Source organism: Streptomyces sp. NPDC001920 (assembly GCF_053594495.1).
Map to the genome: position 1 here is coordinate 315,983 of NZ_JBSFEP010000011.1, position 15,526 is coordinate 331,508.

General features: G+C 70.6%; 14 protein-coding genes. 8 read left to right on the plus strand and 6 right to left on the minus strand.

Annotated elements, in window-relative coordinates; all coding sequences use genetic code 11:
* Positions 1 to 292 precede the first annotated feature (292 nt).
* From ACWCPI_RS21040 to ACWCPI_RS21070, 7 genes are all read left to right on the plus strand, one after another.
* Positions 293 to 1,057 carry an IclR family transcriptional regulator gene (locus ACWCPI_RS21040; RefSeq protein WP_451039533.1) on the plus strand — a complete coding sequence of 255 codons (765 nt, stop codon included), beginning with the start codon at positions 293 to 295 and terminating at the stop codon, positions 1,055 to 1,057.
* 481 nt (positions 1,058 to 1,538) lie between these two features.
* Positions 1,539 to 2,333 carry an MIP/aquaporin family protein gene (locus tag ACWCPI_RS21045; protein ID WP_451039534.1) on the plus strand — a complete coding sequence of 265 codons (795 nt, stop codon included), beginning with the start codon at positions 1,539 to 1,541 and terminating at the stop codon, positions 2,331 to 2,333.
* A 98-nt stretch (positions 2,334 to 2,431) separates the two neighbouring features.
* A complete protein-coding gene (gene glpK / locus ACWCPI_RS21050; protein ID WP_451039535.1) occupies positions 2,432 to 3,973 on the plus strand; it encodes a glycerol kinase GlpK in 1,542 nt (513 codons plus the stop codon).
* 46 nt (positions 3,974 to 4,019) lie between these two features.
* On the plus strand, positions 4,020 to 5,636 hold the full coding sequence (locus tag ACWCPI_RS21055) for an FAD-dependent oxidoreductase (protein ID WP_451039536.1): 1,617 nt from the start codon (positions 4,020 to 4,022) through the stop codon (positions 5,634 to 5,636).
* A 488-nt stretch (positions 5,637 to 6,124) separates the two neighbouring features.
* Positions 6,125 to 6,340 carry a hypothetical protein gene (locus ACWCPI_RS21060; protein WP_451039537.1) on the plus strand — a complete coding sequence of 72 codons (216 nt, stop codon included), beginning with the start codon at positions 6,125 to 6,127 and terminating at the stop codon, positions 6,338 to 6,340.
* Positions 6,341 to 6,476: 136 nt separating this feature from the next.
* Positions 6,477 to 7,148 carry a FadR/GntR family transcriptional regulator gene (locus tag ACWCPI_RS21065; protein ID WP_451039538.1) on the plus strand — a complete coding sequence of 224 codons (672 nt, stop codon included), beginning with the start codon at positions 6,477 to 6,479 and terminating at the stop codon, positions 7,146 to 7,148.
* A gap of 183 nt (positions 7,149 to 7,331) precedes the next feature.
* On the plus strand, positions 7,332 to 8,312 hold the full coding sequence (locus tag ACWCPI_RS21070) for a PAC2 family protein (protein ID WP_388806806.1): 981 nt from the start codon (positions 7,332 to 7,334) through the stop codon (positions 8,310 to 8,312).
* Positions 8,313 to 8,671: 359 nt separating this feature from the next.
* Here ACWCPI_RS21070 and mshC read toward each other — a convergent pair whose 3' ends face one another.
* The 4 genes from mshC to ACWCPI_RS21090 all read right to left on the minus strand — a co-directional run bounded on the left by mshC (position 8,672) and on the right by ACWCPI_RS21090 (position 12,299).
* Entirely contained in the window at positions 8,672 to 9,901 is a 1,230-nt protein-coding gene (gene mshC, locus ACWCPI_RS21075) for a cysteine--1-D-myo-inosityl 2-amino-2-deoxy-alpha-D-glucopyranoside ligase (RefSeq protein ID WP_451039539.1), read from the minus strand.
* 232 nt (positions 9,902 to 10,133) lie between these two features.
* On the minus strand, positions 10,134 to 10,952 hold the full coding sequence (locus tag ACWCPI_RS21080; RefSeq protein WP_451039540.1) for an SCO1664 family protein: 819 nt from the start codon (positions 10,950 to 10,952) through the stop codon (positions 10,134 to 10,136).
* Positions 10,916 to 11,506, minus strand: coding sequence for a DUF3090 domain-containing protein (locus tag ACWCPI_RS21085; RefSeq protein ID WP_451039541.1), 591 nt, complete (start codon positions 11,504 to 11,506; stop codon positions 10,916 to 10,918). The genes ACWCPI_RS21080 and ACWCPI_RS21085 overlap by 37 nt, the downstream gene beginning before the upstream one ends.
* Positions 11,507 to 11,612: 106 nt before the next feature.
* Positions 11,613 to 12,299 carry a histidine phosphatase family protein gene (locus ACWCPI_RS21090; RefSeq protein WP_451039542.1) on the minus strand — a complete coding sequence of 229 codons (687 nt, stop codon included), beginning with the start codon at positions 12,297 to 12,299 and terminating at the stop codon, positions 11,613 to 11,615.
* Between the two features lie 62 nt (positions 12,300 to 12,361).
* Between ACWCPI_RS21090 and corA the strand changes: the two genes are divergently transcribed.
* Positions 12,362 to 13,360, plus strand: a complete 999-nt coding sequence (corA, locus tag ACWCPI_RS21095) for a magnesium/cobalt transporter CorA (RefSeq protein ID WP_451039543.1) — start codon at positions 12,362 to 12,364, stop codon at positions 13,358 to 13,360.
* 16 nt (positions 13,361 to 13,376) lie between these two features.
* Here the strand turns inward: corA and ACWCPI_RS21100 are convergent, their stop codons facing one another.
* Both ACWCPI_RS21100 and ACWCPI_RS21105 read right to left on the minus strand, forming a co-directional pair.
* Complete coding sequence (locus ACWCPI_RS21100; RefSeq protein ID WP_451039544.1) at positions 13,377 to 14,165, minus strand: ferritin-like domain-containing protein; 789 nt, start codon at positions 14,163 to 14,165, stop codon at positions 13,377 to 13,379.
* A 267-nt stretch (positions 14,166 to 14,432) separates the two neighbouring features.
* Positions 14,433 to 15,488 (minus strand): LLM class F420-dependent oxidoreductase, encoded by a 1,056-nt coding sequence (locus tag ACWCPI_RS21105; protein ID WP_451039545.1) that lies wholly within the window; start codon positions 15,486 to 15,488, stop codon positions 14,433 to 14,435.
* Positions 15,489 to 15,526 lie beyond the last annotated feature (38 nt).

The window sequence follows — 15,526 nt, forward strand, 5'->3', positions numbered from 1 at the left end:
AAGGGCTCCCTGGAGTGCGACGGCTGTCGGCTTTGCGCCCTTCGTGGAGCCGTCCACAGCGGGCGCACGCCGCCAGAGTAGCCGGGACCGCCCAGAAATGGTCAGGGCGTCCACGACGCGGGATGACGATGGATGATCAGTCGACTCCGGACAGCAGTGTCACGGGGGGAGTGCACGGATGCCGACGGATCATTAGCGAGAGGTCGGCATCGACTAGTAGTGTTCGACATTGCCGAACAGCGGCAGCGACGTCGCGGGGTCGACGCTCGAAGGGGACGGAGGCAGTACGGCGATGGCACGGAACATCCAGTCGCTCGAGCGGGCGGCCGCGATGCTGCGGCTCCTCGCGGGCGGCGAGCGGCGGCTCGGCCTGTCCGACATCGCCTCTTCGCTGGGCCTCGCCAAGGGCACCGCCCACGGGATCCTGCGCACCCTCCAGCAGGAGGGCTTCGTCGAGCAGGACGAGGCGTCCGGGCGCTACCAGCTGGGCGCCGAGCTGCTGCGCCTGGGCACCACCTATCTGGACGTGCACGAGCTGCGGGCACGCGCCCTGGTGTGGACGGACGACCTGGCGCGTTCCAGCGGGGAGAGCGTCTATCTGGGTGTCCTGCACCAGCAGGGCGTGCTGATCGTCCACCACGTCTTCCGGCCCGACGACAGCAGGCAAGTGCTGGAGATCGGGGCCATGCAGCCCCTGCACTCCACGGCTCTGGGCAAGGTTCTGTCGGCCTACGACCCGGTGGCGCACAGCGAGGCGATCGAGTGCGACCGCAAGGCGTTCACGGACCGGACCGTGTGCGAACTCGACGGGTTCGAGCACATCCTCGACATGACCCGCGCGCGTGGCTACGCGGCTGACGTCGAAGAGACCTGGGAGGGCGTCGCGTCCGTCGCCGCCCCCATCCACGACCGGCGCCGCATGCCGGTCGGCTCCGTGGGCATCACCGGTGCCGTGGAGCGGCTGTGCCGGGACGGCGAGCTGCGTCCCGAGCTGATCGCGGCGGTACGGGACTGTGCCCGCGCGGTGTCGCGGGATTTGGGCGCCGGACGGTTCTGAGGGCGGGCGCGGGGCGGCCCGGGGCCTGCACGGACGCTTCCGGCGGCCCGCGCGGGATGGCTCCGAGGGCTCACTCCAGACGCTTCCCAGGGCTGGCACCGGGTGGCTTCGAGGGCCCGCACCAGACGCTTCCCAGGGTCCGCACGAGACGCTTCCGAGGGCCCGCACTGCAGGAGAACAGCCGCCGGGGCGTCGTACGACGTCCCGGTCTTCGCCATGAGCCGGACTCGATGTTGCCAAGTCGATAAAGCAACACAACCGACAACGATCGCGCATTCGACGACAGAGCTCTTGACGCGCAGCTCACACCGGGACAAGACTCCCGTCCATCGGTCGGCATTGTCGAACACCTACCGGCAATACGCGCTAGAGTGTGACAACGCCAGAGGCCGCCATCGCCCTCACCCCCGAGGGCAACGCGAACCACCGGAGGGACCCGGGGTTCTCGGCTTCCCCTGGACGAAGGACAAAGGAGTCGCGGGTGTCCAGCTCCGACATCTTCATCGGCGAGACCATCGGTACCGCCATACTCATCCTGCTCGGCGGCGGCGTCTGCGCGGCCGTCACGCTGAAGGCCTCCAAGGCCCGCAACGCCGGCTGGCTCGCCATCACCTTCGGGTGGGGCTTCGCAGTGCTCACGGCGGTCTACACCTCGGCGCCGCTGTCCGGCGCCCACCTGAACCCGGCCGTGACGGTCGCTCTCGCGATCAAGGACAACGACTGGAGCAACGTTCCTGCTTATGTCGCCGGACAGCTGCTCGGCGCCATGATCGGTGCGGCTCTGGTCTGGGTCGCCTACTACGGCCAGTTCCACGCACACCTCACCGACAAGGAGATCGTCGGTGGTCCGGGTGCGCAGGCCACGGCGGTCAAGGCCGTCGAGGCCCAGGAGAAGGGCGCCGGCCCGGTCCTGGGCGTGTTCTCCACCGGTCCGGAGATCCGGAACGTGGTGCAGAACCTCCTCACGGAGATCATCGGCACCGTGGTGCTGGTGCTCGCCATCCTCACGCAGGGCCTGAACAACAACGGTGACGGCCTCGGCCCGATCGGCGCGCTGATCGTCGCCCTCGTCGTCGTCTCGATCGGTCTGTCCCTCGGCGGCCCGACCGGCTACGCGATCAACCCGGCCCGTGACCTCGGCCCGAGAATCGTGCACGCCCTTCTGCCCCTGCCCAACAAGGGCGGCTCCGACTGGGGCTACGCCTGGATCCCGGTGGTCGGTCCGCTCATCGGCGCCGCGATCGCCGCAGGCATCTACAACGTGGCTTTCGCCTAAGAGAACCGAGCTTCACCCGTTCGAGTGAGAAGCACCGAAACTCTCAGCGCACGCCGTACGTAAAGCCCCATAACCACGGAACTTTCCAGGAGCAGACAGTGACCGACGCGCACACCGCCGGCCCCTTCATCGCAGCCATCGACCAGGGCACCACCTCCAGCCGCTGCATCGTCTTCGACCGCGACGGACGCATCGTCTCCGTCGACCAGAAGGAGCACGAGCAGATCTTCCCGAAGCCGGGCTGGGTCGAGCACAACGCCACCGAGATCTGGACCAACGTCCAGGAAGTCGTCGCCGGAGCCATCGAGAAGGCCGGCATCACCCGTGACGACATCAAGGCCATCGGCATCACCAACCAGCGCGAGACCACCGTGCTGTGGGACAAGAACACCGGTGAGCCCGTCTACAACGCCATCGTCTGGCAGGACACCCGCACCGACGCGCTCTGCCGGGAGCTCGGCCGCAATGTCGGCCAGGACCGCTTCCGCCGCGAGACCGGCCTGCCCCTCGCGTCCTACTTCGCCGGCCCCAAGGCCCGCTGGCTGCTGGACAACGTCGAGGGCCTCAAGGAGCGCGCCGAGGCCGGCGACATCCTCTTCGGCACCATGGACACCTGGGTCATCTGGAACCTGACCGGCGGTGTCGACGGCGGCAAGCACGTCACGGACGTCACCAACGCCTCCCGCACCATGCTGATGAACCTCCACACCATGGAGTGGGACGAGAAGATCGCCGAGTCGATCGGCGTGCCGCTGCAGATCCTGCCCGAGATCCGCTCCTCCGCGGAGGTCTACGGCGAGATCACCGGTGGCAAGCTGGGCGACCTGCTCGGCGGCATCCCGGTCGCCTCCGCGCTCGGCGACCAGCAGGCGGCCCTGTTCGGCCAGACCTGCTTCGCCGAGGGCGAGACCAAGTCGACGTACGGCACCGGCACCTTCATGGTGATGAACACCGGTGACAAGATCATCAACTCGTACGCCGGCCTGCTCACCACCGTCGGGTACAAGATCGGCGACCAGGACACGGTCTACGCCCTGGAGGGCTCGATCGCCGTCACCGGCTCGCTGGTGCAGTGGATGCGCGACCAGATGGGCCTGATCTCCACCGCCGCCGAGATCGAGACGCTCGCGCTCTCGGTCGAGGACAACGGCGGCGCCTACTTCGTGCCGGCCTTCTCGGGCCTGTTCGCCCCGCACTGGCGCTCCGACGCCCGCGGTGTGATCGCCGGCCTGACCCGGTACGTCACCAAGGCGCACCTCGCGCGTGCCGTCCTGGAGGCCACCGCCTGGCAGACGCGGGAGATCGCCGACGCCATGACGAAGGACTCCGGCGTCGAACTGGCCACCCTCAAGGTCGACGGCGGCATGACCGCGAACAACCTGCTGATGCAGACGCTCTCGGACGTCCTGGACGCGCCGGTGGTGCGCCCGATGGTCGCCGAGACCACCTGCCTCGGCGCCGCCTACGCCGCCGGTCTCGCCGTCGGCTTCTGGAACAGCACCGACGACCTGCGCGCCAACTGGCGCCGGGCCGCCGAGTGGACCCCCCGCATGGACGCGGAGACCCGCGACCGTGAGTACAAGAACTGGCTCAAGGCCGTCGAGCGGACCATGGGCTGGCTCGAGGACGACGAGAACTGACGACCGCCGCCAGCTCTCGAACTCTGATGAGGAGTAAGAACCCGAAATGACCAGTCAGACCACCCTGCAGTCCGTGCCTGCCCTCGGTACGCGCCCGGCCTCCGGCTCCAACCCGAGCCGCGCCGAGACCCGGGAGCAGCTCGCCAAGGCGTCGTACGACCTTCTCGTGATCGGCGGCGGCATCCTGGGCATCTCCACCGCCTGGCACGCCGCGCAGTCCGGCCTCAGGGTGGCTCTGGTCGACGCCGGCGACTTCGCCGGCGCCACCTCCTCCGCCTCCTCCAAGCTCCTCCACGGCGGTCTGCGCTACCTGCAGACCGGCGCGGTGAAGCTGGTGGCGGAGAACCACTTCGAGCGCCGTGCGGTCTCCCGTCAGGTGGCCCCCCACCTGGCGAACCCGCTCACGTTCTACCTCCCCGTGTACAAGGGCGGGCCGCACGGCGCCGCGAAGCTCGGGGCGGGCGTCTTCGCCTACTCCGCGCTCTCCGCGTTCGGTGACGGCGTCGGCCACCTCCTGTCCCCCGCCAAGGCGGCGCAGGACGTGCCCGAGCTGCGCACCGAGAACCTCAAGGCCGTGGCCGTGTACGGCGACGACCAGATGAACGACTCGCGCATGGCGCTGATGACGGTCCGCGCGGCCGTCGAGGCGGGCGCGGTCGTGCTCAACCACGCCGAGGTCACCGGCCTGCGCTTCACCAAGGGCCGGGTGACCGGCGCGGAGTTGAGGGACCGTCTGTCCGGTGACGAGTTCGGGGTGAGCGCCCGCCTCGTGCTGAACGCGACCGGCCCGTGGGTGGACCACCTGCGCAAGATGGAGGACCCGAATGCCGCCCCGTCGATCCGTCTGTCGAAGGGCGCGCATCTGGTCCTGAAGCGGACCGCGCCCTGGAAGGCCGCGCTCGCGACCCCGATCGACAAGTACCGCATCACGTTCGCCCTGCCCTGGGAGGACATGCTGCTGCTGGGCACCACGGACGAGGAGTTCGAGGGCGACCCGGCGGACGTCGCGGTCAACGACAAGGACATAGCCCAGATCCTGGACGAGGCGGCGTTCTCGATCCGGGACCAGCAGCTGGACCGCGATCTCATCACGTACGCCTTCGCGGGTCTGCGGGTGCTGCCGGGCGGCCCCGGTGACACGGCGAAGGCCAAGCGCGAGACGGTCGTGACCGAGGGCAGGGGCGGCATGCTGTCCGTGGCCGGCGGCAAGTGGACCACCTTCCGGCACATCGGCCGCACCATCATGAAGAAGCTGGAGGCGCTGCCCGGCGCCCCGCTGGGCGACGACTTCGAGCCGATCGCCTCGCTGCCGAAGAAGCTGCCGCTGCCGGGCATCGCCAACCCGCGTGCGGTCGCCCACCGGCTGCTGACCGACCGTCCGGCGCCGGGTCCGCGCATGGCGGCCGACACGGCGAGGCACCTGGCGACGCACTACGGCTCGCTGGCCTTCGACATCGCCCGCCTCGCCAACGAGAACCCGGAGCTGGGCGAGCGCGTCCACCCGGACGCCCCGGAGATCTGGGCCCAGGTCGTCTACGCCCGGGACAACGAGTGGGCCGAGACTGCGGACGACGTGCTGCGCCGCCGTACGACGCTGACGATCCGGGGTCTTGCGACGGACGACGTCCGGGCGAAGGTCCAGGACCTGCTCGACAAGAAGTGAGCCTCGAAAGGCGCTCAGGAGGTTTTCGCCGGATGAGCCTTCGACAGCGCCGGGTCCGGCCACTCCCCTGACCGACCGGACCTCACGAGGGCGGCCCCTTCCGCACCGGGGCCGGCCACCATCGGAAGGGGCGGCTCCACGCCGACGGGAGCCGCCCCTTTCGCATGGGCGAGGTGTACGGCAGCCGCTCCGTCGCCCCGGTCTCGCGGGGGACCTGCTCAGGCGTTCCCCGCCCGCCCACGAGGCGCTCGCGGACCTGCTCGCCTGGCTGGGCGGTCGTCGCCCGCGACACGTCGATCCCGTAGCGGGGTGCGTCCCGCTGCATGCCGAACCGACCCTCGCCATGCCCCCGCGGCGAGGCCGCTCCGGACCGCGGCACCTCCCCTGGCACCGACGGCCGCGACAGCCGGGGCCATCCCGCTCCCGAACCCGCCGACAAGTGGGCCGCGACCGGACAGCGGGTACAACCCGCGTGAAAAGAACGGCACATGAGACGGGGGGGAGGCGTGCGCATCGATCTGCTGGTCCATGGTGGTGACGTCCTGACGGTCGACGACGCCGGAACCGTCGTGCGGGACGTGGCCGTTGCCGTCCACGAGGGGGAGATCGTCGCCGTCGGTCCCGCCGACGGGCCGGGGCGGCGGTTCAGGGCGCGGCGCACTCGGCGGACGTACGGGACACCGTCGTCGACGGGCGGGTGCTGATGCGGGACAGGGCGCTGACGACGCTGGACGAGGAGGCGGTGATCGCCGACCTGGAGGCGCTCGTCTGAACAGGCCCCATAATGTGCCCGAGACATCGGACGTCTCGAACGACATCCCGAACGGCAGGGAGGCGGCCATGGCAGTCACCGACGAGGCCATCGAGAAGATCAAGGGCATGATCGTCTCCGGCAAGCTGCGCCCCGGCGACCGGCTCCCCAAGGAGAGCGAACTGGCGGCCGAGCTCGGCCTGTCCCGCAACTCCCTGCGGGAAGCGGTTCGGGCCCTGTCGCTGATCCGGATTCTGGACGTACGACAGGGCGACGGGACGTATGTGACCAGCCTGGATCCGCAACTGTTGCTGGAGGCGCTGAGCTTCGTCGTCGACTTCCACCGTGACGACACCGTCCTGGAGTTCCTGGCGGTGCGCCGCATCCTGGAGCCGGCCGCCACGGCGATGGCCGCGTCCCGGATCAGCGAGCAGCAACTGGCGGCCTTGTCGAAGCAGTTGGACAGGCTCGGCGACGCCCCCTCGGTGGAGGAACTCGTCGCCGGTGACCTGGAGTTCCACCGGGGCATCGTGCAGAGTTCCGGCAACTCGGTGCTGTGCTCGCTCCTCGACGGGCTCTCCGGGCCGACGACGCGGGCGCGGATCTGGCGGGGGCTGACCCAGGAGGACGCGGTCAGCCGGACACTGCACGAGCACCGGGCGATCCTGGCCGCACTGCGGGACCGGGACGCGGAGGCGGCGCGGTCGTGGGCGACGGTGCACATCGCGAGCGTGGAGCAGTGGCTCCGCTCGACGCTGTGAGCGGCCCGCCCTGATCACCTCCTGTGCGGACCCCGGATACAGCTCGGATGACTGCGGGGTGTTCCAGGCCGTTGAACGGGGCAGTGATCCGTTCACCACCCCTTGCAAGGGGGCTGCGGGCGCCCCCGCCACACGCCGTAAAGTTGGGACGTCAAGCGAGGGCACGTCGGAAGGAGGCGCTGGGTGATCGAGCTCGAGGGGGTTCCCGAGCTGATCGACCCGGTCATGGTGGCCGCGTTCGAGGGCTGGAACGATGCCGGCGACGCCGCCTCCACCGCGGTCGCGCATCTGGAGAGGGAGTGGAAGGGCGAGGTGTTCGCGGCGCTGGACGCCGAGGACTACTACGACTTCCAGGTGAACCGCCCCACGGTGTGGATGGACGCCGGCGTCAGGAAGATCACTTGGCCGACGACAAGGTTGTCCGTCGTCCGTGTCGGCGGTGAGAAACCGCGTGATCTCGTTCTCGTCCGAGGCATCGAACCGTCCATGCGGTGGCGTTCGTTCTGCAACGAACTCCTGGGCTTCGCGCACGAACTGGGCGTGGAGCTGGTGGTCATCCTGGGTGCCCTGCTCGGCGACACCCCGCACACGCGTCCGGTCCCGATCAGCGGCACCACGTCCGACCCGGACCTGGCCCGCCGCATGGACCTGGAGGAGACCAAGTACGAGGGCCCGACAGGCATCGTCGGCGTCCTGCAGGAGGCGTGCACGCACGCGGGCGTACCGGCGGTGTCGCTGTGGGCGGCCGTACCGCACTACGTGTCGCAGCCGCCCAACCCGAAGGCGACGCTGGCCCTGCTCAACCGCCTGGAGGACCTGATCGACGTACGCATCCCGCTGGGCGAGCTGCCCGAGGACGCGCGCGCCTGGCAGGTCGGCGTGGACCAGCTGGCCGCCGAGGACAGCGAGGTCGCCGAGTACGTGCAGACACTGGAGGAGGCCCGGGACACCGCGGAGCTGCCGGAGGCGTCGGGTGAGGCGATCGCCCGCGAGTTCGAGCGGTACCTGCGGCGCCGGGACGGCGGCCCCGGCGGCGGGCACGCCACGGCGGACGGCGGGGAGTCCCCCGGGCCGTTCCTGCGGGACAACCCGGGCGGCCGTACGAAGCCGCCCAAGCCGCCGAAGGCGGGCGGCACGGACGACGACGAGTCGTCGGAGGACTGAGGGGGGCGGTGCGCGACCTGCGCACCGCCCCCACTCGTCCCGCCGGCCCGGAGACCACGTCGTACGTCGGCGCCGGCGTGGTCGTCGCCGCTCAGCGTGATCTTCACGACCTCGTCGGGCTTCGGCAGGGCGCCGGTGCGGCAGGGCGTACAGCGCGGGGGGGTAGGAGTCGGCCGACCTGACGGAACAGCCCTGGACGGCCCGACCCCCTCGTGCTTGCTCGTTCCTTCCGAAAACGCGCCGCACCAAGCGGACTTGGTACCGCCGGGGCGTCAGGTCGGTGGCCGACGCCCACCGCGACGCGCGCGGGGCGCCTCCTCCCGCCGGGGAGGAAGCGCCCCTTTCCGTGGCCTCGGCGCCTAGAGCGCCACGCCCAGCAGCGCGTCCACGGCTCGTGAGACGACGCCCGGGGCGCCCGTGTCCGTGCCGCCCTGCTCGTTCTGCACCGTGACCCACCGGTCGACCGCGGCGAGCGCGGCCGGGGCGTCCAGGTCGTTCGCGAGGGCGTCGCGGATCTCCTCGACGAGCGCATCGGCGGACGGCCCGTCGGGCCGGGACACCGCGGCCCGCCAGCGGCCGAGGCGGTCGACGGCGTCCTGGAGCACCTGGTCGGTCCACTCCCAGTCGGCCCGGTAGTGGTGGGCGAGCAGGGCGAGCCGGATGGCGGCGGGGTCGACGCCGTCGCGGCGCAGCTGGGAGACGAAGACGAGGTTGCCCTTGGACTTCGACATCTTCTCGCCGTGCAGCGCGACCATGCCCGCGTGCACGTACGCCTTGGCCATGGGGAACTCGCCGGTCAGCACCTGGGCGTGGCTGGCGCCCATCTCGTGGTGCGGGAAGGCGAGGTCGGAGCCGCCGCCCTGGACGTCGAAGCCCATCCCGAGGTGGTCGAGGGCGATGGCGACGCACTCGATGTGCCAGCCGGGCCGGCCGCGCCCGAGCGAACCGCCGTCCCAGCTGGGCTCGCCCTCACGGGCGGCCATCCACAGCATCGGGTCGAGCGGGTTCTTCTTGCCGGGCCGGTCGGGGTCGCCGCCGCGCTCGGCGGACAGCAGCCGCATGGCGGCGGCGTCGAGGTTCGAGACCTTGCCGAAGTGGGGGTCGGACTCCACGGAGAAGTAGACGTCCCCTTCGAGGTCGTAGGCGGCGCCGGCGTCCCGCAGGCGCTCGACGAGCGGGACGATCCCGGGTATCGCCTCGACGGCACCGACGTACTGCCGCGGGGGCAGCATGCGCAGGGCGGTCATGTCCTCACGGAAGAGAGCGGTCTCCTTCTCGGCGAGGGCGACCCAGTCGATGTTGTCCCGCTGGGCGCGCTCCAGGAGCGGATCGTCGACGTCGGTGACGTTCTGGACGTAGTGAACCTGCCGCTTGGTGTCGAGCCACACGCGCTGCACGAGGTCGAACGCGTTGTAGGTCGCCGCGTGACCCAGGTGGGTCGCGTCGTACGGGGTGATGCCGCAGACGTAGATACGGGCGACGGGACCGGGGTCGAGGGTGACCGGACCGCCGGTCGCGGTGTCGTGGATCCTCAGGTCGCGGCCCTGACCGGGCAGGGCGGGGACCTCAGAAGCGGGCCAGGCATACATGTCATGAGCCTAACCGGACTGATGTTCCGGATACGAACCGGACCAGGCCGAATGGCCGGTTAGCCGTGCTTGTGCGTCACCGGGTGTTGTGCTGCGCGGCATCCGCCATGGCGGGGCCGTACTGCCGGGGCGCAGGGGGCCGTCGTGCCGCACGGTCTGGTACGAGGCGTGCCAGGTGCCGCGGGGCGGGCGGGGCTGTGCTGACACTCCTGGGCCTGTCGTTTGGATCTCCCTAGACCGGAGGCCAGGGAATGGCCGGCCACTCCCCGCCCGGTTCCGGATGCCGCCCGGAGGCGAGCAGCGCCTCGACACGCGCGCGCGTTGCCTCCACCTCCGCGTCGGTGATCAGCCCGGCCAGCCTTACGGCCAGCGCGCCGCCCTCCTTCAGCCCCTCCCGGAGGGCGCCGAGGATCTCGACGGCCTCCGCCGTGAGCGGCTCCCCCGCCCAGCCCCACAGCAGGGTGCGGAGCTTGTTCTCGGCGTTGAAGGTGACGCCGTGGTCGATGCCGTAGAGCCGGCCGCCCTCGGTGGGCAGGAGGTGCCCGCCCTTGCGGTCGGCGTTGTTGATCACGGCGTCGAGGACCGCGAGCCGCCGCAGCCGCTCGTCGTCGGCGTGCACCAGCAGCGCGGTCTTCCCCTCGCCCACCTCGGCGAAGCCGATCGCCTTCCAGCCGGGCCCGGGTTCCTCGTCGTCCACCAGGGCGAGCAGCTCGGCCTCGGCGGTCACGTCGATCCACAGCTGGACCATGCCCTCGCCGTACGGCCCGTCCCGCAGCACGGTCGGCGGTACGAGCCCCCAGCCGGTCGCCTCGGAGACCTCGTACGCGGCGACCTCGCGCTGCGCGAGCGTGCCGTCGGGGAAGTCCCACAGCGGCCGCTCACCGGCGACCGGCTTGTACACGCAGGACGCCTCCTGCCCCTGGTACGCGACCGTGCAGAACAGCGCCGCGTTGGACGCCTCACGGATGCGGCCGCGCACGGTCAGCTCGCCCTCGGTGAGCAGGTCCACCGAGGTCACGCTCCGCGGCGGTATCCGTTCTGGCGCGGACATACGTGTCCTTCCGGGTCGAGGGGGAGGCTGCACAGCGGGCACGGCGGCCGGCCGGCGTTGACGACGTCGAGGGCGCGTTTGGCGAAGGCCCGCGCCTGCGCGCCGGTGAGCCGGACCCGCAGCATCGGGGGCCCGTTCTCCTCGTCCTGGAGGAGGCGCTCCTCGGCCTCGGCGAGGTCCTCCTCGGACTCGGCGTCGAGCTCCACGAGGGCCTGCGCCTCGACGATCATGCGCTGCTCCTCGCCGTCCCAGGCGAGGGCCATGGTGCCGACGCGGAACTCCTCCTCGACGGGGGTGTCCAGCGGGCCCGTGTCGGCGACCTCGGTGGGCGCCACGGCGGGCACGGCGGCGCTGCCGCCGCTGCGCCGTACGACCTCGTCGAGCAGTTCGTCCATGCGCTCGGCGAGGGCGGCGACCTGGGTCTTCTCCAGGGCCACGCTGGTCACCCGGGAGCCTGCGGTGGCCTGGAGGAAGAACGTACGGCGTCCGGGCAGCCCGACCGTACCGGCCACGAAGCGGTCCGGGGGGTCGTAGAGGAACACCTGACGGGACACGTCCTGTCTCCATTGGATTCGTGGGTACGGCGACATCTGAGTACGGCGGCGGCGAATGCGTGCGTGCGGCGCTGCTTCGACCGCTTCACCCTACTGCGCCGGACGATCACGGTGCGCCCGCGCCGCCTCCGACCGTCGCGTCAGCGGCCGGCGGATCCTCGCGCGGGACGAGGGCGGCGAAGTCACCGGTGTCCCCGAGTCGTACGAGGAACGGCCTCAGACGGGTGTAGCGGATCGCGGTGATGGAACACGGTTCAACAGAGATCCTTTGGAAGAGGTCGAGATGAAGACCGAGTGCGTCCGCGACGAGGGACTTGATGATGTCGCCGTGCGAGCACATCAGATACACGGCGTCGGCGCCGTGATCGCGCTCCACGCGCGCGTTCCACTCCCGTACGGCCTCGGCGGCGCGGGTCTGCATCGCCCGCATCGACTCCCCGCCGGGGAACGCGGCCGCCGACGGGTGGGCCTGGACGACCTCCATCAGCGGCTCGTCCGCCAGCTCGGCGAGCTTGCGGCCGGACCAGTCGCCGTAGTGGCACTCCCCGATCCGTTCGTCGGTGTGGGCGGTGAGTCCCGGGCGGGCGTCGAGCAGCGGCCGGATCGTCTCCTGGCAGCGCTGCAGTGGGCTCGCGACGACCTCGGAGATCGGCAGCTCGGCGAGCCGTGCGGGCAGTGCGGCGGCCTGCGCGGCGCCGCGCTCGTCGAGGGCGACGCCGGGCGTCCACCCGGCGAGCAGTCCCTCGGTGTTGGCGGTGGAACGTCCGTGCCGGACCAGGATCAGCGTGGGCATGCCGCCCAGCGTAGGCGTACCGCGGGCTGTGCCCGCGGCGGAAGGACGGGAGAATTCGCTTCGTGATCGTCGACTGCGCCATCTATCGGGACGGGCGCCGGACGGAGGGACCGCAGGACCTCTCCGACGCCCTGGATCAGTGCCGCGTGCGGGCCGACGCCTTCGTCTGGATCGGCCTGTACGAGCCCACGGAGAAGGAGTTCGACCGGGTCACCGAGGAGTTCGGGCTGCATCCGCTGGCCGTCGAGGACGCACTGAAGGCCCATCAGCGGCCCAAGTTGGAGATCTACGACGACTCGCTGTTCGTGGTGCTCAAGCCCGTCGGGTACGAGCCGAAGAGCGACGAGGTCTCCTCCGGCGAGGTCATGGTCTTCATCGGCGACTCCTTCGTGGTGACCGTGCGGCACGGCGAGGAGGCGCCTTTGGGGACGGTGCGCCACCGCCTGGAGCACGAGCCCGAGATGCTGCGGCACGGTCCCACGGCCGTGCTGTACATGATCGCGGACGCGGTGGTCGACCACTACCTGGACGTCGCCGCCGAACTGGGCACGGACCTGGAGGAGCTGGAGGCGGAGGTGTTCTCGCCGACCGTGGGGGGTTCTCGGAACACGGCGTCGCGCATCTACAACTTCAAGCGGCAGGTCCTGGAGTTCCGCCGGGCGACGGTCCCGCTGGCCCAGCCCCTGGCCCGGCTCGCCGGCACGGGCATGATCAGCGCGCGCGTGCCCTTCGTGCACGACGAGGCGCAGCCCTTCTTCCGGGACGTGAGCGACCACCTGACGCGCGTGAACGAGGTGGTGGAGGGCCTGGACCGGCTGGTCTCGGACGTGCTGTCGGCGCATCTGGCGCAGATGAGCGTGCAGCAGAACGACGACATGCGGAAGATCTCCGCGTGGGCGGCCATGGCCGCGGTCCCCACGATGCTCGCGGGCGTCTACGGCATGAACTTCGAGCACATGCCGGAGCTGAGCTGGCGGTGGTCGTACCCGGCGCTGCTCGCGGCCATGGCCGTCCTGGAGGTGCTGCTGTACCGGCTGTTCAAGCGCCGGGGCTGGTTGTAGGGCTGTCGGCCGGGCGTCAGGCGAACTCGGGGGCCGAGGTGGCCGGGCCGCCCAGCGCGTCCCGTCGCTCGGGCATCTTCAGGCTCACCATCCGCCGCCAGCCCGCGATCCGCTCCCAGGCGTACACGGCGTGGATGCCCGCGGCGAGCAGGGCGGCCTTCGGCCGGGACCAGCCGAGGAGGCGGCCCATGTGGTCCATGACGGCGAGGCTGACGTCACGGTAGATCCGGATCTCGGCGAGCGCGCACTCGCGCAGTGTCCGCTGGATGGCCCGGCCGTGCCCCTGGGCCGCGAAGCGCAGGAGTTCCTCGTGGCAGTAGGCGAGGTGGTTGTCCTCGTCGGCCGAGATCATCCTGACCGCGCGTCCGAGGTCGGGGTGGTCGGAGAAGTGTCTGCGCAGCAGTTCCATCTGCTCGGAGGCCCGCTGTTCGGTGACCCTGCTGTGCGAGAGGTAGGTGACGATGTCCTGGACGGTGAGCGGTTCGTCGCCCTTGAGCTTGTCGTGGGCGAGCCCGATGCCGTGCTTCTCCAGCAGCATCGTGTAGTCGGTCTCGGGCGGGACGGCGACGGGTTCGAGCCCGCGCTTCTTCAGCAGGGCGTTGAAGATCCGCCCGTGCTTGTCCTCGTCCGCCCCGTGCCGGGTGATCTTGGGTGCGAGGCCGCGTGCGCTCTCCGGGACGAGCGCGGCGATGCGCGCGTTCTCCCAGCCGCCCTGGGACTCGCCGCTGGCCGCGATGGAGCAGAACAGGCGGAAGGACTCGTCGTCGTCGAGGATCTCCTGGAACAGACTCTTGGCCGAAAGCATCGTGTGGGCACCTCTCTGCAGGACGCAGGATTCCGCGGGCTCCGCAGGATTCCGCAAAGAACGAGTCAAATGCGGCGAGATGGGTGCTGCAACAGTTGTGTCCGACAACTCCGCCGAACGAATGACCCTCGGGGTACGAAGGGGGCGTAACCGCGTGGGCACGCGCGCGTTGTTCTGCGTGACGGCCGTGGCGGGGAAGACCCCCGAGCCCCCACCACGGCCGCAGAAACCTCCGCGGGTGGTACGTCGTACCCGACGCGGTCCGTGTCACGCGAGTCCGGCGCGCTCCAGGGCCTCGGTGCCGGCGCGGAGCGAGGCGAGGCGCTCGTCGAGCGTGAAGCCGGCCGGCGCCAGGCTGAGAGTGGTGACGCCGGCCGCCGCGTACTCCTTCATCCGGTCCGCGATGCGGTCCACGGAACCGAGCAGGGTGGTCTGGTCGATCAGCTCGTGCGGGACGGCGGCCGCGGCGCCCTGCTTGTCGCCCGACAGGTACTTCTCCTGGACCTCGGCGGCAGCGGCCCCGAAGCCCATGCGCTGGGCGAGCTGGTTGTAGAAGTTCTGCTTGGCGCTGCCCATGCCGCCGACGTAGAGCGCGGTGTAGGGACGGAAGGTGTCGGCGAGCGTGGCCACGTCCTTGTCCTCGCCTACGGCCAGCGGGAGCGTCGGGCAGACGTCGAACCCGTCGAGGGTCTTGCCGGCCTTCTCACGGCCCGCGCGCAGATGGCGGATCGTGGTCTCCTCCAGGTGCTCGGCGGAGGGGAAGATCACCAGGGCGCCGTCGGCGATCTCGCCGGTCTGCTCCAGGTTCTTCGGGCCGATGGCGGCGATGTACAGCGGGATGTGCTCGCGCTGCGGGTGCACGGTCAGCTTGATCGGCTTGCCGGGGCCACCGGGCAGCGGCAGCGTCCAGTGCTGTCCCTCGTAGGACAGGCGCTCACGCGTCATCGCCTTCCGTACGATCTCGACGTACTCACGCGTGCGCGCCAGGGGCTTGTCGAACTTGACCCCGTACCAGCCCTCGGAGACCTGGGGTCCGGAGACGCCGAGGCCGAGGCGGAAGCGGCCGCCGGAGAGCGAGTCCAGGGTCGCGGCCGTCATCGCGGTCATCGCGGGCTGGCGGGCCGGGATCTGGAAAATGGCGGAGCCGACGTCGATGCGCTCGGTCTGGGCGGCGACCCACGAGAGCACGGTGGCCGCGTCCGAGCCGTACGCCTCGGCGGCCCAGCACACGGCGTATCCCAGCCGGTCGGCCTCCTGCGCGACGGCGAGATTGTCCGCGTCCATTCCGGCGCCCCAGTAGCCGAGGTTGATCCCGAGCTGCATGGCGGATTCCCCTTACCGATCAGTAACGTCCCTTGTGG